The 18,293-nt window shown below is 70.9% G+C and carries 17 protein-coding genes; 14 read left to right on the forward strand and 3 right to left on the reverse strand.

Annotation, left to right across the window (positions count from 1 at the left end; translation table 11 throughout):
- Positions 1 to 23 precede the first annotated feature (23 nt).
- The 11 genes from ACZ53N_RS31555 (at position 24) to ACZ53N_RS31605 (ending at position 9,028) form a co-directional block, all read left to right on the forward strand.
- Positions 24 to 944 carry a Rossmann-like and DUF2520 domain-containing protein gene (locus ACZ53N_RS31555; RefSeq protein ID WP_130878279.1) on the forward strand — a complete coding sequence of 307 codons (921 nt, stop codon included), beginning with the start codon at positions 24 to 26 and terminating at the stop codon, positions 942 to 944.
- A complete protein-coding gene (gene panC / locus ACZ53N_RS31560) occupies positions 941 to 1,807 on the forward strand; it encodes a pantoate--beta-alanine ligase (protein ID WP_469144236.1) in 867 nt (288 codons plus the stop codon). Before ACZ53N_RS31555 ends, panC begins: the two co-directional genes overlap by 4 nt.
- Complete coding sequence (locus ACZ53N_RS31565; RefSeq protein WP_469144237.1) at positions 1,804 to 3,507, forward strand: L-aspartate oxidase; 1,704 nt, start codon at positions 1,804 to 1,806, stop codon at positions 3,505 to 3,507. Before panC ends, ACZ53N_RS31565 begins: the two co-directional genes overlap by 4 nt.
- On the forward strand, positions 3,504 to 4,520 hold the full coding sequence (gene nadC, locus ACZ53N_RS31570; protein WP_469144238.1) for a carboxylating nicotinate-nucleotide diphosphorylase: 1,017 nt from the start codon (positions 3,504 to 3,506) through the stop codon (positions 4,518 to 4,520). Before ACZ53N_RS31565 ends, nadC begins: the two co-directional genes overlap by 4 nt.
- Positions 4,520 to 5,317 carry a type III pantothenate kinase gene (locus ACZ53N_RS31575; protein ID WP_469144239.1) on the forward strand — a complete coding sequence of 266 codons (798 nt, stop codon included), beginning with the start codon at positions 4,520 to 4,522 and terminating at the stop codon, positions 5,315 to 5,317. The genes nadC and ACZ53N_RS31575 overlap by 1 nt, the downstream gene beginning before the upstream one ends.
- Before the next feature lie 269 nt (positions 5,318 to 5,586).
- Positions 5,587 to 6,249, forward strand: coding sequence for a hypothetical protein (locus ACZ53N_RS31580; RefSeq protein ID WP_469144240.1), 663 nt, complete (start codon positions 5,587 to 5,589; stop codon positions 6,247 to 6,249).
- Between the two features lie 221 nt (positions 6,250 to 6,470).
- The gene (locus ACZ53N_RS31585; protein WP_469144241.1) at positions 6,471 to 7,199 is read left to right on the forward strand and encodes a hypothetical protein; all 729 of its coding nucleotides are present in this window, start codon (positions 6,471 to 6,473) and stop codon (positions 7,197 to 7,199) included.
- 66 nt (positions 7,200 to 7,265) lie between these two features.
- Positions 7,266 to 7,445 carry a hypothetical protein gene (locus tag ACZ53N_RS31590; protein ID WP_362218785.1) on the forward strand — a complete coding sequence of 60 codons (180 nt, stop codon included), beginning with the start codon at positions 7,266 to 7,268 and terminating at the stop codon, positions 7,443 to 7,445.
- A gap of 140 nt (positions 7,446 to 7,585) precedes the next feature.
- A complete protein-coding gene (locus tag ACZ53N_RS31595) occupies positions 7,586 to 7,981 on the forward strand; it encodes a BlaI/MecI/CopY family transcriptional regulator (RefSeq protein WP_356458338.1) in 396 nt (131 codons plus the stop codon).
- Positions 7,982 to 7,990: 9 nt separating this feature from the next.
- Positions 7,991 to 8,527 (forward strand): amino-acid N-acetyltransferase, encoded by a 537-nt coding sequence (locus ACZ53N_RS31600; protein WP_469144242.1) that lies wholly within the window; start codon positions 7,991 to 7,993, stop codon positions 8,525 to 8,527.
- Between the two features lie 162 nt (positions 8,528 to 8,689).
- Positions 8,690 to 9,028, forward strand: coding sequence for a histone-like nucleoid-structuring protein Lsr2 (locus ACZ53N_RS31605; RefSeq protein ID WP_130878269.1), 339 nt, complete (start codon positions 8,690 to 8,692; stop codon positions 9,026 to 9,028).
- Here ACZ53N_RS31605 and ACZ53N_RS31610 read toward each other — a convergent pair.
- The gene (locus ACZ53N_RS31610) at positions 8,959 to 9,645 is read right to left on the reverse strand and encodes an SCO3374 family protein (RefSeq protein WP_469144243.1); all 687 of its coding nucleotides are present in this window, start codon (positions 9,643 to 9,645) and stop codon (positions 8,959 to 8,961) included. The two genes, ACZ53N_RS31605 and ACZ53N_RS31610, sit on opposite strands and share 70 nt — an antisense overlap.
- Before the next feature lie 500 nt (positions 9,646 to 10,145).
- Between ACZ53N_RS31610 and ACZ53N_RS31615 the strand changes: the two genes are divergently transcribed.
- Positions 10,146 to 12,671 carry an ATP-dependent Clp protease ATP-binding subunit gene (locus ACZ53N_RS31615; RefSeq protein WP_469144244.1) on the forward strand — a complete coding sequence of 842 codons (2,526 nt, stop codon included), beginning with the start codon at positions 10,146 to 10,148 and terminating at the stop codon, positions 12,669 to 12,671.
- Positions 12,672 to 12,759: 88 nt separating this feature from the next.
- Here the strand turns inward: ACZ53N_RS31615 and ACZ53N_RS31620 are convergent, their stop codons facing one another.
- Positions 12,760 to 15,783, reverse strand: coding sequence for an NACHT domain-containing protein (locus ACZ53N_RS31620; RefSeq protein WP_469144245.1), 3,024 nt, complete (start codon positions 15,781 to 15,783; stop codon positions 12,760 to 12,762).
- 9 nt (positions 15,784 to 15,792) lie between these two features.
- The gene (locus ACZ53N_RS31625; protein WP_469144246.1) at positions 15,793 to 16,128 is read right to left on the reverse strand and encodes a trypco2 family protein; all 336 of its coding nucleotides are present in this window, start codon (positions 16,126 to 16,128) and stop codon (positions 15,793 to 15,795) included.
- A gap of 438 nt (positions 16,129 to 16,566) precedes the next feature.
- Between ACZ53N_RS31625 and ACZ53N_RS31630 the strand changes: the two genes are divergently transcribed.
- Complete coding sequence (locus ACZ53N_RS31630) at positions 16,567 to 17,316, forward strand: M23 family metallopeptidase (protein WP_469144247.1); 750 nt, start codon at positions 16,567 to 16,569, stop codon at positions 17,314 to 17,316.
- A 218-nt stretch (positions 17,317 to 17,534) separates the two neighbouring features.
- Positions 17,535 to 17,996 carry a VOC family protein gene (locus tag ACZ53N_RS31635; RefSeq protein ID WP_469144248.1) on the forward strand — a complete coding sequence of 154 codons (462 nt, stop codon included), beginning with the start codon at positions 17,535 to 17,537 and terminating at the stop codon, positions 17,994 to 17,996.
- Positions 17,997 to 18,293: the final 297 nt, after the last annotated feature.

Genomic DNA, 18,293 nt, shown 5'->3' on the forward strand with positions numbered 1-18,293 from the left:
CTGGAACGGAAGGCCACCGCCGCGTGAACGCACACCACTCTTCGGAGCACCAGAGCCCGCAGGACCGCCCCGCCCGGCTCACCGTCGGCGTCGTCGGCGCGGGCCGGGTCGGCCCCGCTCTCGCCGCCGCGCTCCGGCTCGCCGGGCACCGCCCGGTCGCCGTCTCCGGGGTCTCCGACGCCTCCGTGCGTCGGGCCGCCGCCCTGCTGCCCGACGTGCCGCTGGTGCCGCCCGCCGAAGTCCTCGCACGCGCGGAGCTGGTGCTGCTCACCGTGCCGGACGACGCGCTCCCCGGCCTGGTCTCCGGTCTCGCCGAGACCGGGGCCGTCCGCCCCGGGCAGCTGATCGTGCACACCTCCGGCCGGCACGGCGTCGCCGTCCTCGACCCGGCCCGGCGGGCCGGTGCCCTGCCGCTCGCCCTGCACCCGGCCATGACCTTCACCGGCACCCCGGTCGACGTCGAGCGCCTCGCCGGCTGCTCCTTCGGCGTCACCGCGCCCGCGGAGCTGCGGCTGGCCGCCGAAGCCCTGGTCATCGAGATGGGCGGCGAGCCCGAATGGATCGAGGAGGCCGCCCGTCCGCTCTATCACGCGGCCCTCGCGATCGGCGCGAACCACCTCGTCACCCTCGTGGCCCAGTCCATGGAGCTGCTGGGCACCGCCGGGGTCGCCGCCCCCGCCCGGATGCTCGGCCCGCTGCTCGGCGCCGCCCTCGACAACGCCCTGCGCAGCGGCGACGCCGCGCTCACCGGCCCGGTGGCGCGCGGCGACGCGGGCACCGTCGCCGCCCACGTGGCCGAATTGCGCGCGCACGCGCCCCAGGCCGTCGCCGGATATCTGGCCATGGCCCGTACGACCGCGGACCGTGCCCTCGCGCACGGCCTGCTCAAGCCGGAATTGGCGGAGGACCTGCTCGGCGTCCTCGCGGACGGAGGCAAGCAGTGACCACCCGAATCCCGCGCACCGCCGAGGAGCTGCGCGCCCTCCCGCGCGAGGGCCGCCGCGCCGTCGTCATGACGATGGGTGCCCTGCACGAAGGCCACGCCACCCTGATCCGTTCGGCCCGCGAGCTGGTGGGCCCGGCGGGGCAGGTCGTCGTCACGGTCTTCGTCAATCCGCTGCAGTTCGGCGCCGGCGAGGACCTCGACCGCTACCCGCGCACCCTGGACGCCGATGTCGAGCTCGCCGGGCGGGCCGGTGCCGACGCCGTCTTCGCCCCCGCCGTCGAAGAGGTCTACCCCGGCGGCGAACCCCAGGTGCGGATCACCGCCGGACCCATGGGCGAGCGCCTCGAAGGCGCCTCGCGCCCCGGGCACTTCGACGGCATGCTCACCGTCGTCGCCAAGCTCCTGCACCTGACCGGCCCGGACGTCGCGCTGTTCGGGCAGAAGGACGCCCAGCAGCTCGCACTGATCCGCCGCATGGCGCGCGACCTCAACTTCCCCGTCGAGATCGTCGGCGTGCCCACGGTCCGCGAAGGCGACAACCTCGCCCTGTCGAGCCGCAACCGCTATCTGTCCGAGGCCGACCGCGCCACGGCCCTGGAGCTCTCCCGCGCCCTGCTCACCGGCGCCGAGGCCGTCGCGACCGGCCCGGCGGCCGTCCGGGACGCCGCCCGGGCGGTCCTCGACCGGGCCGCCCGATCGCAGCCGCCGCTGCTCCTGGACTACCTCGCCCTCGTCGACCCCTCGGACTTCACCGAGGTCCCCGACGACCACACGGGCGAGGCCGTCCTCGCCGTCGCCGCCCGCGTCGGCACCACCCGCCTGATCGACAACATCCCCCTGTACCTCGGAGCGCAGCGATGACCGGCATACGACTCCACGCGCCCCACCCCGGCTGGGCGGTCGACGCCGACGTCGTCGTCATCGGCTCCGGCGTCGCCGGGCTCACCGTCGCGCTGCGCTGCGCCGCCGCCGGCGCGAAGGTCACCGTCGTCACCAAGGCCCGCCTCGACGACGGCTCCACGCGCTGGGCGCAGGGAGGCATCGCGGCTGCCCTCGGCGAGGGGGACACCCCCGAGCAGCACCTCGACGACACGCTCGTCGCCGGCGCCGGGCTCTGCTCCGAGGAGGCCGTCCGGACGCTGGTCACCGAAGGCCCCGACGCCGTGCGCCGCCTCATCGCCACCGGCGCCACCTTCGACACCGACGACGACACCGGCGAGATCCTGCTGACCCGCGAAGGCGGCCACCACCGCCGCCGCATCGCCCACGCCGGCGGCGACGCGACCGGCGCCGAGATCTCCCGGGCGCTCGTCCAGGCCGTCCGGGACGCCGGCATAGAGACCGTCGAGAACGCCCTCGTCCTCGACCTCCTCAAGGGCCCCGAGGGCCGGGCGGCGGGCGTTTCGCTGCACGTCATGGGCGAGGGCCGGCACGACGGCGTCGGCGCGGTCCGGGCCAAGGCCGTCGTGCTCGCCACCGGCGGCATGGGCCAGGTTTTCTCCGCGACCACCAACCCCGCCGTCTCCACCGGCGACGGCGTCGCGCTCGCCCTGCGCGCCGGGGCAGAGGTCTCCGACCTCGAGTTCGTCCAGTTCCACCCCACCGTGCTCTGGCTCGGACCCCAAGCCGAGGGTCAGCAGCCCCTGGTCTCCGAGGCCGTGCGCGGCGAGGGCGCCCACCTCGTGGACGCGGACGGCCACCGCTTCATGGTCGGCGCCCACGAGCTGGCCGAGCTGGCCCCCCGCGACATCGTCGCCAAGGGCATCATGCGCCGGATGCGGGAGACGGGCGCCGAGCACATGTACCTCGACGGCCGGCACTTCGGCGCCGAGATGTGGGCGAGCCGCTTCCCCACCATCCTCGCCGCCTGCCGCGCCCACGGCATCGACCCGGTGACCGAGCCGATCCCGATCGCCCCCGCCGCGCACTACGCCTCCGGCGGCATCCGCACCGACCTGCGCGGCCGCACCACGATCGAGGGCCTCTACGCCTGCGGCGAGGTCGCCTGCACGGGCGTGCACGGCGCGAACCGGCTGGCGTCCAACTCCCTGCTGGAGGGCCTGGTCTTCGCGGAGCGCATCGCCGCGGACATCGCCGCGACGGCGCCGGGCACCCTGCCCGAGTGGGACGCGCGGACGGCGGCGGCCGAGAGCACGGCGACGTTCCTCGTGGCCCCCTCCGACCGTATCCAGATCCAGCGCATCATGACCGCGGGCGCCGGAGTCCTCCGCTCCGCCGACAGCCTGCAGCAGGCCGCCGCCCGGCTGGCGCGGATCGACACCGAGGTCAGCGGGCAGGACGTGCCCGGCACCGAGGCCTGGGAGACCACCAACCTGCTGCTCGTCGCCCGCGTCCTGGTCGCCGCCGCCCTGCGCCGCGAGGAGACCCGCGGCTGCCACTGGCGCGAGGACCGCCCCGACCGCGACGACAGCGGCTGGTCCCGCCACCTCCTGGTGACGCTGCGCCCGGACCGTACCCTGGCGGTCTCCACGACGGAAACGGCCGCCTTCCCGCCCGTCAGCCCGCTTGTCACGCCCGCTGCCCCTAGGAGAACCGCGTGAGCACCCCCGACACCCCCCTGCACCAGATCGGCCGGCCCGGCGAGGAAGCCGCGGCGCCCACCGGCGGCTGCGGGGACGCCTGCGGCTGTGGCGGCGAGGAGTACGACGGCGACCCCATGGAGTGCGGCCTCGACCCGCAGCTCGCGCAGCTGCTCGCCGACGCGGGCCTGAACCCGCTGCAGATCGAGGACATCGCCCACCTGGCCATCGAGGAGGACCTCGACGGCGGCAAGGACGTCACGACCTTCGCGACCGTCCCCGCCGAAGCCGTGGCCACCGGCGACTTCACCGCCCGCGAGCCCGGCACGGTCGCCGGACTGCGCATCGCCGAGGCGATCCTCTCCGTGGTCTGCACCGACGAGTTCGAGGTCGAGCGGCACGTCGAGGACGGCGACCGGGTCACGGCGGGCCAGAAGCTGCTGAGCGTGCGGACCCGCACCCGCGACCTGCTCACCGGCGAGCGCAGCGCGCTCAACCTCATGTGCCGGCTGTCCGGCATCGCCACCGCGACCCGCGCGTGGGCCGACGCCCTGGAGGGCACCGGCGCCGCCGTCCGTGACACCCGCAAGACCACCGTCGGCCTGCGTGCCCTGGAGAAGTACGCGGTGCGCTGCGGCGGTGGCGTCAACCACCGCATGTCGCTGTCGGACGCGGCCCTCGTCAAGGACAACCACGTCGTCGCCGCAGGTGGCATCGCCGAGGCGTTCCGGGCCGTACGGGCCGAGTTCCCCGACGTGCCGATCGAGGTCGAGGTGGACCGGCTCGACCAGATCCCGCCGGTCCTCGCCGAGGGTGCGGACCTGATCCTGCTCGACAACTTCACCCCCGAGCAGACCCGCGAAGCCGTCGAACTCGTCGCCGGCCGGGCGAAGCTGGAGTCCTCCGGCCGCCTCACGCTCGACAACGCCCGCGCGTACGCCGCGACCGGTGTCGACTACCTCGCCGTCGGCGCGCTCACCCACTCCTCGCCGATCCTCGACATCGGCCTGGACCTCAGGGAAGAAGCCGTCTGATGCTCCTCACCATCGACGCGGGCAACTCCCACACGGTCCTCGGCCTGTTCGACGGTGAGGACATCGTCGAGCACTGGCGCATCTCCACCGACGCCCGGCGCACCGCGGACGAACTGGCCGTGCTCCTCCAGGGCTTGATGGGCATGCACCCCCTGCTCGGCGAGGAGCTCGGCGACGGGATCGAGGGCATCGCCATCTGCTCCACGGTCCCCTCCGTCCTGCACGAGCTGCGCGAGGTGACCCGTCGCTACTACGGCGACGTGCCCGCCATCCTGGTCGAGCCGGGCGTGAAGACCGGTGTGCCGATCCTGATGGACCACCCCAAGGAGGTCGGCGCGGACCGCATCGTCAACGCGGTCGCCGCCGTCGAGCTGTACGGCGGCCCCTGCGTCGTCGTCGACTTCGGCACGGCCACCACGTTCGACGCGGTCAGCGCGCGCGGCGAGTACGTGGGCGGCGTGATCGCCCCGGGCATCGAGATCTCCGTCGAGGCGCTCGGCGTCAAGGGCGCCCAGCTCCGCAAGATCGAGCTGGCCCGGCCGCGCAACATCATCGGCAAGAACACCGTCGAGGCCATGCAGTCCGGCATCCTCTACGGCTTCGCGGGTCAGGTCGACGGCGTCGTCAACCGCATGGCGCGCGAGCTGGCCGACGACCCGGACGACGTCACCGTCATCGCCACCGGCGGGCTGGCGCCCCTGGTGCTCGGCGAGGCGTCGGTCATCGACGAACACGAGCCGTGGCTGACGCTCATGGGTCTGCGGCTGGTGTACGAGCGGAACGTCTCCCGGGCCTAGGCGCACCCCCGCGCGGCGGTGTCCTCAAACGCCGGACGGGCTGGTTGTGCCTGAGCTCAGCCACATCAAGCCCGTCCGGCGATTGAGGAAGCGCCCGCAGGGCGCCCGCCGCCGCAGCGGCAAAGACCGGCCCGCAGGGCCATCTGGCCCCCTGAAGCGCCACCCGCCGGGTAAGTTGCACACCACACGATCCGAGGCAACCAACCGGTCGCCCCAACTGTCCTGACAGGCACGGAACATGATCGTGCGACAGGGATGGGCGAGGGCGTATGGGCTCGAAACGGACACTGCGGCGGACGGTGGCGGCCGCCGCGGTGCTGGCGGCCGGTCTTGGGCTGGCCGCCGCCCGGGCCCAGGCCGAGGAGGCGACGCGCCTCGTCGATTACCAGGCCATCGCCCAGCCCGTCGCGGGCCGGGTCGGCCAGACCGTCGAGGTCGAGCTGGGCGTGCGCAACGGCGGCCCGGCCGCCCGGGACGCCGACGGGCGGGCCGGGCACGACCCGGGGGCTTACGAGGTGACGGCCCCCGAAGGCACCACCATCACCTCACCGGCCACGCCGGCCGGCGGCGGCGCGCACCCGTGCACGGCGAAGGCCCGGTCCGAGGGCGGCTTCAGCTACGTCTGCGCGATAGGCGACGACTTCCCGGCGGGGGACCGCGAGACGCTGCGCTTCCACGTGCGCATCGACAAAAAGGTCGAGGGCGCCGAGGGCCGGGTGGAGATCGTCGACCATGACGGCTGCCCGCCCCGCGACCCGGACCCGGAGAACGACTCCGCACCCATCCGGGTCGAGGTCGTGGACCCCGCCCCGGCGCCCCCGTCCGGCACCACCGACGCGGCCCCCTCCAGGACCCTGCTCCTCGCCACCACCTCGGGCACCGCCTTCTCCGCGGCCGTCATCGCCCTGGGCGTGGCGCGCCGCCGACGCTGACCCGCCGTTTCGCGTGCCGCGCCGCATCGCGCCCCGCATCCGGCCGGGAGTGAGGACCTGGACCACCCTCGTGCCACACAGGCCGCACCCAGCCCACTCCCGTGCCACACAGGCCGCACCCGGCCCACCCCGTCCCGCGCAGGCGGCGCCCAGCCACCCCATGCCACGCCCGAAATATTAAGCTAAGCGAAAATTGTCCGCTTAGCACTTAAAGTCGGCCCATGCCCACGCCCTATGGAACCCGCGGCGGCATGGCGTTCAGCGCGGACGAGCTGCGCGTGCTGCGCCGTGCCCTCGCCATCGCCCTCCAGCCCCAGTCCGCACCCCGGCGTCCCGGTCCCGAGCGGGACGAGGAGGTGCGCGAGTGCCTCCGCCTCGTGGAAGCCGTGGACGAGGCGGCCCGGGAAGGCGGCAGGCTGCGCGCCTTCCTCCTCGCCGACCTCGCCCGCTACCGCGCCGCCCTGCCGGGCGCCGCGCCCGGCTACGTGGAGCGGCTCCAGGACGCCCTCTCGACGGGCTACCGGCCCGGCGCGGAGGATCTCGCGGCGCTCCGCACCCTGTGCGCGGCCCCGTCCGGCGACGTCGAGACCGACCGCCGCCGCGCCCTGCTGCACCGCTGTGAGCGCCTCGCCGAGCTGTCGGTGCGGGCACGGCTGGCCGGCCGCGCCGCCGCCTCGACGCCCGCGCAGCGGGCTCCGGAGCGCTCGCACGGGCGCACCCGGCTGCTCGCCGTCGCCGGCGGCCGGGCCGCGGGGGCCGACGCGCCGGAGCCCAAACCGAAGCCCGCGGCCAAGCCCGACCGGAAGCCCGCACCGGCCGCGCCGCCCGGCAAGCCGCCCACCGGCCCCCGGCCCGAGCGCCCCGTGCCGACCCCCGGCGAGGTGTTCCCACCGCGACGCAAGCCCGCCGCGCCACCCGCGTCACCGGCCCCGGAGGCCCGGCCCGCCTGACGCGCGCGTAATCTGGATCCGTCGTTCAGCAACCGCAGAATCCGGATTCAGAAGGAGCCGACGGCCATGGACTATGTGTCCGCGCTGGTCCCGCCCGTGGTGATGGCGGTGGCTTTCATCGCGCTGATCATGACGATCATCAAGAGTCAGGGCGGGGCGAACAAGGGCAAGGAAGACGCTCTCGTCGACGCCGCGCTCGCCCGCGCCGAAGGTGTTCGACAGGCGCCCGAGGGCACGGGCGTCTGACCGGCCGCCGAGAGGCGACCGTCGCACCCGTCAGGGGCGTGCGGCCCGAGGGGACAATTCTCGGGCCGCACGCCCTTTTTGCTGCCTTCACGCTGCCCCGATAAACCGGCATTCAAGACATCTGCCACTATTATTCGCTTGTGGTTCGACGCCTGGGTGATCTGGAAGACGCCGTCATGACGCGCGTGTGGGACTGGAACCGACCGGTCACTGTTCGAGAAGTCCTGGAAGACCTTCGGCAGGAACGGTCCATCGCCTACACGACGGTGATGACCGTAATGGACAACCTGTATCAGAAGGGCTGGGTGCGCCGGGAAGCCGAAGGGCGCGCCTATCGATATGAGGCGGTCTCCAACCGCGCCGCCTACTCGGCCGCACTGATGAACGAAGCCTGGTCCGTCAGCGACAACCCCGCGGCCGCTCTCGTCGCCTTCTTCGGCATGATGTCGGCCGAACAACGCGAAGCGCTGAGGGACGCCATCCGCATCGTGCAACTGGACGGGCCCGGGGACGGACCGACGGCCGAGGAGCGATAGCGTCCGGCTGTGTCTACTCCTTCGGCCAAGGCCGCCCTATCTAAAGTCGTCACCGTCCGCCGGGCCCGGACCAGCGATGTCCCGGCCGTGCGCCGGCTCATCAACCTCTACGCCCGCGAGCGCATCCTGCTCGACAAAGCCACGGTGACGCTTTACGAGGACATCCAGGAGTTCTGGGTCGCGGAGCGGGACGAGGACGGCACGGTCATCGGCTGCGGTGCGCTGCATGTGATGTGGGAAGACCTCGCCGAGGTCCGCACTCTCGCCGTGGATCCGGCGGTCAAGGGCGGCGGAGTCGGGCACTTCGTTCTGGACAAGCTCCTGCAGACGGCGCGCTGGCTGGGCGTGCGCCGCATTTTCTGCCTCACCTTCGAAGTCGACTTCTTCACGAAGCACGGCTTCGTCGAGATCGGTGAGACACCCGTGGACGGTGATGTCTACAGCGAGCTGCTGCGTTCCTATGACGAGGGCGTTGCCGAGTTCCTGGGTCTCGAACGGGTGAAGCCGAACACCCTTGGCAACAGCCGGATGCTTCTGCATCTGTGATCGCGGGCCCTATGTCCGAATCGCGCCCCTATCACATGCCTCCGGAAGCCATGGTTCCCACGCGGAAGGCGGGCTGAACCTTCCCGGGGGGTTTGTGTTTTTTCGAGAAAGGCGGTTTGCTATTCCCTCGTAATCCCTTTTCCACTGCTGAAAGGATTCCCCGTGGCACAGAAGGTTCAGGTCCTTCTTGTTGATGACCTCGACGGTGGCGAGGCGGACGAGACCGTGACGTTCGCGCTCGACGGCAAGACCTACGAGATCGACCTCACGACTGCGAACGCGGACAAGCTCCGTGGGCTGCTGGAGCCGTTCACCAAGAGCGGTCGTCGCACGGGTGGCCGCGCCGCGGCCGGTCGCAGCAAGGTGCGCGCCGGTGCCGCCGGCGGTAGCCAGGACACCGCGAAGATCCGCGCGTGGGCCAAGGAGAACGGCTACAACGTCAACGACCGCGGCCGCGTCCCCGCCGACATCCGTGAGGCGTACGAGAAGGCCAACGGCTGATTTCCCGTCGGCTGATCCCTGTGCGCCTTTCCGGCGCGCAGCAATCGGGTCCGGTGGCACTCCGTGGCCGCCGCGCTCACGAGCCGCACGAGATCGGGGGCGCCCCCATCGCCCCCGAGGCCGGTCACCGGCAGCGTCGGCTCGACCTCGCACCCCGGCTCGGGAGGCCGTACCCAAACGGCCTCCCGCGAGCCGGACGGCCCCAGCCGTCCGCAGCGCCCCCGGCCACCGCCGACGGGCGCCGGTGCGGCCATCCGGCCGCCCGGCCCCAGCGCGGTCAGCTCCAGGGCCACCCCGCCCCACTCCAGCCAGTCGAGCAGCGCCGGCAATTCGTCCGCACTGCCCGCGGCGGTCAGGAACCGCATCTTCCGGGCCTGTCCGTCGAACGCGACCGGCCCGGTGCGCGGCACCCGGCCGAGCACCGCGAAACCGGCGTCGGCGGGTAGCTCGAGCACGTCGAAGCGCACCCCGGTGAGCAATTCCAGGGGCCGCCCGCCCAGCGTGGGCCAGCCCATCTGGTGCTCGTACCACTGGCGCCACTGGCACCATGGGTATGAGGCCTCCACCTGGTGCGAGGCGTCCAGGGATCCGCAGGGGCGCGGGAGGACAACGGTCATGACTGAAGCAACTGTGGAAACCCCAAGAGGTTACGCAGGGTGGATAGTTGGGCACGCTGCGTATAGAGCCGGCGGGGCGCACAAAGACTCCGCGCGGCGCGAGGGTGTTCGCCCGTAGCGGATGGGATGGGCCTGCGCGGCATGGAGTGTCAGTGCTCGCGGGTAAGACATTCCCCGTGGGGAGAGGCGATATAACGGCGCGCGGAGCGGGTCGCCGGGGTGGCGGTCGGGCTGCGGGCGGGCGTGTCGGGCCGGGCGCGCGTTCGCCATCGGCGTAGTGATGGTGGGCGTATATGCCTGGCCTGCGGGAACATCGTCTCCCACCATCGGGTTGGAGGAGTTGTCGGCTGTTCGGCAGCAGGTTTCCCCGCCGACCGCGGGGTGATCCGGACGGATGTCGGCAGTTGGAATGAGCTGTCCCGTCCTGCGGGACTAGCATGCGGAAGGACAGGGAGGGGACCGACCCCTAACTGCCTGACCGCTCTGAGGAGCGATTAACGATGTTCGAGAGGTTCACCGACCGCGCGCGGCGGGTTGTCGTCCTGGCTCAGGAAGAAGCCCGGATGCTCAACCACAACTACATCGGCACCGAGCACATCCTCCTGGGCCTGATCCACGAGGGTGAGGGTGTCGCCGCTAAGGCCCTGGAGAGCCTCGGGATTTCGCTCGAGGCGGTCCGCCAGCAGGTGGAGGAGATCATCGGGCAGGGCCAGCAGGCTCCGTCCGGTCACATTCCCTTCACTCCCCGTGCCAAGAAGGTCCTGGAGCTCTCGCTCCGCGAGGCCCTTCAGCTCGGCCACAACTACATCGGTACGGAGCACATCCTGCTCGGCCTGATCCGCGAGGGCGAGGGCGTCGCCGCCCAGGTCCTGGTCAAGCTGGGCGCCGATCTGAACCGGGTGCGGCAGCAGGTCATCCAGCTGCTCTCCGGCTACCAGGGCAAGGAGGCCGCCACGGCCGGCGGCCCGGCCGAGGGCACGCCCTCGACCTCGCTCGTCCTGGACCAGTTCGGCCGCAACCTGACGCAGGCCGCTCGCGAATCCAAGCTCGACCCGGTCATCGGGCGCGAGAAGGAGATCGAGCGGGTCATGCAGGTGCTCTCCCGCCGTACGAAGAACAACCCGGTCCTCATCGGCGAGCCCGGCGTCGGCAAGACGGCGGTCGTCGAAGGCCTGGCCCAGGCCATCGTCAAGGGCGAGGTGCCCGAGACCCTCAAGGACAAGCACCTCTACACCCTCGACCTCGGTGCCCTGGTCGCCGGCTCCCGCTACCGCGGTGACTTCGAAGAGCGCCTGAAGAAGGTCCTCAAGGAGATCCGCACCCGCGGCGACATCATCCTGTTCATCGACGAGCTGCACACCCTGGTGGGTGCCGGCGCCGCCGAGGGCGCGATCGACGCCGCGAGCATCCTCAAGCCGATGCTGGCCCGAGGCGAGCTGCAGACCATCGGTGCCACCACGCTCGACGAGTACCGCAAGCACCTGGAGAAGGACGCCGCCCTCGAGCGCCGCTTCCAGCCCATCCAGGTCGCGGAGCCGTCGCTGCCGCACACCATCGAGATCCTCAAGGGCCTCCGCGACCGTTACGAGGCGCACCACCGCGTCTCCATCACGGACGAGGCCCTGGTCCAGGCCGCTCAGCTGGCCGACCGCTACATCTCCGACCGCTTCCTGCCGGACAAGGCGATCGACCTGATCGACGAGGCCGGCTCCCGAATGCGCATCCGCCGGATGACCGCGCCGCCGGACCTCCGCGAGTTCGATGAGAAGATCGCCGACGTGCGCCGGGACAAGGAGTCCGCGATCGACTCGCAGGACTTCGAGAAGGCCGCCTCCCTCCGCGACAAGGAGAAGCAGCTCCTCGCCGCGAAGGCGAAGCGCGAGAAGGAGTGGAAGGCCGGCGACATGGACGTCGTCGCCGAGGTCGACGGCGAGCTGATCGCCGAGGTCCTGGCCACGGCCACCGGCATCCCGGTCTTCAAGCTCACGGAGGAGGAGTCCTCCCGCCTGCTGCGCATGGAGGACGAGCTGCACAAGCGCGTCATCGGCCAGTACGACGCCATCAAGGCGCTCTCCCAGGCCATCCGGCGCACGCGTGCGGGCCTCAAGGACCCGAAGCGCCCCGGCGGCTCGTTCATCTTCGCGGGCCCGTCCGGTGTCGGTAAGACGGAGCTGTCCAAGACGCTCGCCGAATTCCTCTTCGGTGACGAGGACGCGCTGATCTCCCTCGACATGTCGGAGTTCAGCGAGAAGCACACCGTCTCCCGGCTCTTCGGCTCCCCGCCCGGATACGTGGGTTACGAAGAGGGCGGCCAGCTCACCGAGAAGGTGCGCCGCAAGCCGTTCTCCGTCGTCCTCTTCGACGAGGTCGAGAAGGCCCACCCGGATATCTTCAACTCGCTGCTGCAGATCCTTGAGGACGGTCGCCTGACCGATTCCCAGGGCCGCGTGGTCGACTTCAAGAACACCGTCATCATCATGACGACGAACCTCGGCACCCGGGACATCTCCAAGGGCTTCAACCTGGGCTTCGCCGCCCAGGGCGACGTCAAGTCCGGGTACGACCGGATGAAGGCCAAGGTCAACGAAGAGCTCAAGCAGCACTTCCGGCCCGAGTTCCTCAACCGTGTCGACGACACGGTGGTCTTCCACCAGCTGACCGAGGAAGACATCATCCAGATCGTCGACCTGATGGTCGCCAAGGTGGACGAGCGTCTCCGCGACCGCGACATGGGTATCGAGCTCAGCTCGGAAGCCAAGTCGCTGCTGGCGAAGAAGGGCTACGACCCGATCCTGGGCGCCCGCCCGCTGCGCCGCACGATCCAGCGCGAGATCGAGGACATCCTCTCGGAGAAGATCCTCTTCGGTGAGCTCCGCCCCGGCCACATCGTGGTCGTCGGCACCGAGGGTGAGGGTGAGGAGAAGAAGTTCACCTTCCGCGGCGAGGAGAAGGCAGCCCTGCCGGACACCCCGCCGATCGAGTCCGCCACCGGTGGTGCGGGCCCGAACCTCTCGAAGGACGCGTAAGTGGTAGCTGCCCTTGAGGCAGCATGAACAGCAGGGCCGGCCCCGGAACCGTTCGATCGGTTCCGGGGCCGGTTTTGTTTTGGGGCCGTCAGGGGACGATCTCCAGCCGGTCGCCGAAGTGCTCGGCGCCGAGGATTTCCAGCTTGCCGTCGAGAACGGGGCTCCCCACCTCCAGCCGCAGTGTCGATGCCTCTCGTAGGGGGGACAGGTCCAGCGATCCGTCGGCCATCAGGCGCAGAAAGGCCAGGTTGGGGAAGATCCGGAGGATTTGTTCGTTCACCGTGGGATTGTCGAGGAGGTCGAGGTCGAGGTCGAGCTGGGTGACCTGTGGCAGCTGTTCCGCCCTCGAGACGAGGGCACCCAGACCAGTGCTGTCCAAATACAGCCGCAGCGATGGAGATACCAGCTCCGACAGAGCCGAGGTGTCCCCCAACCGGGGACAGTCGATGACGGACAGGTTCTCGACCTCCGGGTGGTCTCGAAGGAAGTCCAGGTCACGCAGGGCGGAGTTTCCAAGCACCCAAAGCTCACGCACCTCACGTCCTTCCAGGGCCCGACGTAGGTCGGCCGAGCCGTGGTCCTCCTCGATCTGCAGTGATGCGATCGGGCCGAGGCGATGCAGCTCGGAAAGCTCTTCCTGGAGGGATATGTGCAGCCACACGTCATCGAGCCGCATCGAGGCAAGGACCTCTGTCGCGTAGCGCCCGGGGTGTTGAACCCCCCATGCGTTGGCGACCACGCTCCGAACGTTCTCCGAGCTGTGTTTCCCGTAGCGCCGCAGCATCGGAATGGCCGAGTCCCCCAGCGAGCACAGGAGCCTCGCGACGATGACCGCCTGATCCTCGTCCAGTCCCTCCGGCTCCGGGAGAATCGGCAGCACCTCCGGGCCCAGAGAAGCCAGAAAGTCATGTTCCCGCGCATCACGCGGCGGCCCCAGCGCCTTGAGCCCGCCCCACACAGCCTCGTGCAGCTTGTCGTCCACATACGTCGAGCCGATCGCACAGGCCGCGGCGAGCGTGCGGAGCGGCCATTCCGCCTCCGGATTGGGTGCCTTGTCCGCCGCCTTCAACACCCCCGAGATGACCCGCCGGGCTTCTCTCCGCCCGCAGTGCCCGATCACGAGCCGGATGACGTCCTGCCACTGTTCCTCGGCCGCGTGGCCCAGCAATTCGTCCAGGCTGTCGTTGTCCCGGAACTCCTTCGCCGCGAGGTAGTCCTGGAATGTGCGATGAATGAATTGAATGGTGTCCGTCGCCCGCTCCTGGAGCAGCCCGCTGCGGTTGAGCAGATGCGTCAGCACCTGGTCCGCCGTGCCCTGCTCGCGCACATGCCGGAGGCCGCGCATGGCCAGTGCCAGTTGGCGTACGGCCTGCTCGCGGGAGAGTTCCACGCGGCCGTTGCGTACGAGCCACAGGGCGATCTGCTGGAGCAGTTGCTGGCCGTCGTCGACGTCGAGGGTGATGCCTTCCGGCTTGTGGATGCGGCGGTAGTCGTCGCGGCCGCCGAGGAGCATGGCCAGTGCGGCGCGGTAGAGGTCCCACCGGGTGCGGGGGAGCAGTCCGCTGCGGCGGCGGTGCAGGGCGCAGATGACGGCGCACAGCAGGGGGGTACGGGCCAGGTCGCGCAGAGTGGCGTTGCGCTGGAATTCCTGGGCGAGATCGCGCTCCAGGGAATCGAGCCGGCCGCGTTGCCGCAGGGCGTGCGGCGCGTCGGGGAAACGCTCGCATTCCAGCCGGGCTGCCTGGTGCCAGGCGCCGACGAAGGCCTGGATGTCGGTGTCGCTCATGGGGAGCAGCAAGAGCTCCTCGAAGCCCTCCGACTCCAGCCAGGAGTCCTCGACGGCGAGCGGCCGCACGGTGACCATGCACCGGGTCTCCGGATGGAGCCGTAACAGCTCGGCGAGCCATCTGCGGGCGGGGACACGGTCGGGCTGGGGAAGCTCGTCCAGGCCGTCGACGAGCAGGAGGGCGCGGCCGGACTCCAGCACGCGTCCTGCCCAGCCGGTCGGCGGGTCGCCCACCTGGAGCTGGGCGACGGTGGGCAGCCGGTCCGGAGTGGGCGTGAGGGTGCCCTGGGCCGCGAGGCTGCGCATGGGGACGACGAAGGGGATCAGGCCGTTGAGCGCGCTCAGCTTCGGAGGCAGGGTGCGGCAGACCGCGTGGGAGGCCAGCCACCACACCAGGGTCGTCTTTCCGGCGCCCGCCTCGCCGCGCAGGACGGTCCGGGGCCTGGAGGCGAGAAGGTCCTCGACGCGCTGGGTCTCGGGGCGGGCGCGGTGCTCGCCGTGGTCGGCCGCGTGCCGGGGCGCGCGGGCCTCCAGGCTCAAGTAGGCGGTGTCCAGGTCCCAGCTGTTCTCGTTGGTGCCGAGGTCGTCGAGGCCGAAGATCTCCAGGCGGCTGTAGCGGGCCTTGAGCGCCTTGGCGTACTGCTCCTCGTAGGCGAGGTCCTCCGGGTGGGGGGAGTGGATCGGTTCCAGGGCCGGGGCGTTCGGCCAGTGGTCCAGCAGGGCGGCCGTGAAGCCCTTGTCGCTCATGGCCGAGGTCAGCGGCACCGCGTCGATGGAGGAGTGCTCCCAGCCCATCGGGTCCTCGGCGGCGATACCGACGAGGACCTGACCGATGACGACCGGGCCGCCCGACAGCCCTGCCCAAGGGGAGCCGTCCCCTCGGGACGAGGGCGGGTGGTGATCGCTGCGGAGCACGTACCGGCCCCGCAACCGGCCCGACAGGGGCACAAGCGTGCCCGGGACCTGGACGGCCTCCAGCTCGTCGTCGCCGAAGCGCTGCACCTGGGGAAACCCCAGCGCCTGGCACCCGTGCACCGGCTGCCGGGTGACGATCTCGCCCCAGCGCAACCCGGCGAGGTCACCCTCGCGCGCGACGGCGTGCCGGGTCTTGAGAAGGGCGGCGTCACAGCGGTCGGGGTGCCCTAACCACAGGACGTCACAGATCACCGGGTGTCGGCCGTCCAGGGTGAGGGTCCTGGCCTCGGTTCTTTCGGGCCCTATGACGTGGGCGCTAGTCAGCACGAGTCGCGAGGTGAGCAGCAGCCCGCTGCCCTGCTGATGGCCCTGGACCGCCACGAGGCGGTCCTCCACCGATCGAATGAGCACGGGGCGGCCCTACGGCTGCCCGTCGGCGGTGCCGAAGCGTGAGATGCCGCCCGGGCGGTCGTTGCCGACCTTCCAGCCCTCGCCCGTGCGCCTGTCCTTCGGGGTCAGGGTGAAGGCGACCTTGTGGGTGCGGGTCGAGCCGCGGGAGGCCTCCGCGTCCGCGCTGACGACCCAGGCCTTCACGCCGCCCTTGCCCTTGGCGTCCTTGCGGATCTCGACGGTGAACTCCATCGAGATCTCGCCGACGTCGAAGCCCAGATCCCGGCCCGAGCCCCGGGCGGCGGCCTCGGTGAGGCCGTCGCGGACCGCCTCGACCGCGTCCGCCAGCTCGATGTCGTCGTTCATCGTGGTGCCCCCCCGGCTGCTGGGCCGCGCGTGCCGCGGCCGCTGCCCGGGAGCGTACCCCGGGGCGGGTACCGGCCCCCGGGAATCGGCGGGCTTGTGACCTGAGTGAGCCCAAGTGCCTGCTGGTGCTATCGGTGCGTACGAAAACGCGAAATGGCACCGGGACCTAGGTCCCAAAACCGGTAAGGCCGTAGGTCCATCCGCGGTGATACGGCCCATAGGGCGTGGGTCACATACTGAGTCGGTTAGTAGAAATGTCGCCCCCCGAAATCCTTTATTTCCGCTCGACATGCCCCCGCATAAGGCGGAGATCGCCCTCCGCCCCGCTACGGCATTTGCTAGTAGAGGCCGCCCTTGGCTGGACGGCGAATGCGGGTTACCAAGGTATGGCGATCCCGGTCCGCAGCCGGGACCTATTCATGCCTGGAGGTTTCACCCATGTCGAAGCACACCACTTTCCGTCATTCCAGTAAGACCCTTCTCCGTGCCCGTACCGCCGTTGTCGTGGCTGTCGGACTCGGTGCCTCGGTCGTGCTCGGCACCGGCGCGGCGCTCGCCGCGGACACCACCTCCGCTCAGGCACAGCTTCCGGCCTTCGCCTCCGTCGCCGCCCTGGGTGACGCGCTGAACGCGCAGGCCGAGACGCAGCTGAAGGTCGCGGCCAAGGAGAAGGCCAAGGCCCAGCAGGACGCCGCCAAGCGCGCCGCCGACGCCCGTAAGAAGGCGGAGGCCTCCCGTAAGCAGGCCGAGGCCGCCCGTAAGAGCATTGACGCCTGGGTCGCGCCGGTCGCGGGCTACCAGGTCGGCCAGCCGTTCGGTAAGGCCGGCAGCATGTGGGCGAACAAGCACAGCGGCCAGGACCTGGTGGTCGGCACCGGCACGTCCGTGATGGCCGTGCACGGCGGTACGGTCGTGAAGGCCGGCCCGAACGGCGGCGGCGACGGCCCGGCCTACGGCAACGCCATCGTGATCAAGCACGACAACAACACGTACTCGCAGTACGCGCACCTCTCGCAGGTGAAGGTCTCGGTCGGCCAGACCGTGACCACCGGCCAGCAGATCGGCCTGTCGGGTTCCACCGGCAATTCTTCCGGCCCCCACCTGCACTTCGAGATCCGTACGACCCCGAACTACGGCACCGCCGTCGAGCCGGTCGCCTTCCTGAGCGCCCACGGCGAGAAGCTCTGATCCAGGCGGATATCTGAGAACCACATACTGCGGGGACCACGGGCCCCCGAGCCGGACACCACCGGCTCGGGGGCCCGTGCCGTGTCCGCGGATATCCCGGTCGTCGGATATCCCGGTCGTCCCGGTCGCCGGAATCCCGCCCGGAATTCTGGAGAAGCAGACCGGCGCCGCCCGTGCCTACGGTGTGGGGGGAAGGACGCAGACCCCGGGAGCACACCATGATCAAGGGAATTGCCATCACCACCGTCTGGGTCCTCGACCAGGACCGGGCGAAGGAGTTCTACACGGACAGGCTCGGCCTCGAGGTCCGTACCGATATGACCATGGGCGGCGACAAGGGCATGCGCTGGCTCACGGTCGGCGCCCAGGACCAGCCCGACGTGGAGCTGACGCTGATGGTCCCCGGGCCGCCCGTCATGGACGCCGAGTCGGGGGAGGCTCTGAAGGCGCTGGTCTCGAAGGGGGTCCTGGGGGCGGGGGTGCTGAGCACCGACGACATCCGGCGCGACTACGAGGCGTTCAAGGCCAACGGGGTCGAGTTCCTCCAGGAGCCACAGGTCCGTCCGTACGGCACCGAGGCAATCCTGCGGGACGACTCGGGCAACTGGTTCTCCCTGACCGAGCGCAGTGAGCGGCTGGACCTCGACAAGGACTGGGGCGAGTGCGTGGACCCGATGTAGCGGGTCCGACGCCACTCGCCCGGCCGACGGACCTTCGACTGCCGACCGCTGTGCCGCCTGCGGCGGCGGGCGCCCTGCGGGCGCGTCCTCAAACGCCGGACGGGCTGATTGGGCCGGGCTCAGCCCATTTCAGCCCGTCCGGCGATTGAGGACACCGCCGCGCAGCGGTCGTGCGCCCCATGATCCGCCGACAGGCCCTAGTTGTGTTGTCCCGGGACGTTGGTGACACGCGTGCTGGGTGCTTGAACAGGTGAGGGCCTTCTGGGTTCGGTGTGGATTGCGACGTCTGCACCCGAC

The organism is Streptomyces sp. NPDC033229, assembly GCF_055576875.1.

Coding starts and splice junctions, on each gene's coding strand:
- ACZ53N_RS31580 (WP_469144240.1), top strand. CDS start 5,587: ATGGGCTCGAAACGGACACTGCGGCGGACGGTGGCGGCCGCCGCGGTG.
- ACZ53N_RS31585 (WP_469144241.1), top strand. CDS start 6,471: ATGCCCACGCCCTATGGAACCCGCGGCGGCATGGCGTTCAGCGCGGAC.
- ACZ53N_RS31610 (WP_469144243.1), bottom strand. CDS start 9,645: ATGACCGTTGTCCTCCCGCGCCCCTGCGGATCCCTGGACGCCTCGCAC.
- ACZ53N_RS31625 (WP_469144246.1), bottom strand. CDS start 16,128: ATGAACGACGACATCGAGCTGGCGGACGCGGTCGAGGCGGTCCGCGAC.
- ACZ53N_RS31635 (WP_469144248.1), top strand. CDS start 17,535: ATGATCAAGGGAATTGCCATCACCACCGTCTGGGTCCTCGACCAGGAC.
- ACZ53N_RS31590 (WP_362218785.1), top strand. CDS start 7,266: ATGGACTATGTGTCCGCGCTGGTCCCGCCCGTGGTGATGGCGGTGGCT.
- ACZ53N_RS31565 (WP_469144237.1), top strand. CDS start 1,804: ATGACCGGCATACGACTCCACGCGCCCCACCCCGGCTGGGCGGTCGAC.
- ACZ53N_RS31575 (WP_469144239.1), top strand. CDS start 4,520: ATGCTCCTCACCATCGACGCGGGCAACTCCCACACGGTCCTCGGCCTG.
- ACZ53N_RS31615 (WP_469144244.1), top strand. CDS start 10,146: ATGTTCGAGAGGTTCACCGACCGCGCGCGGCGGGTTGTCGTCCTGGCT.
- ACZ53N_RS31630 (WP_469144247.1), top strand. CDS start 16,567: ATGTCGAAGCACACCACTTTCCGTCATTCCAGTAAGACCCTTCTCCGT.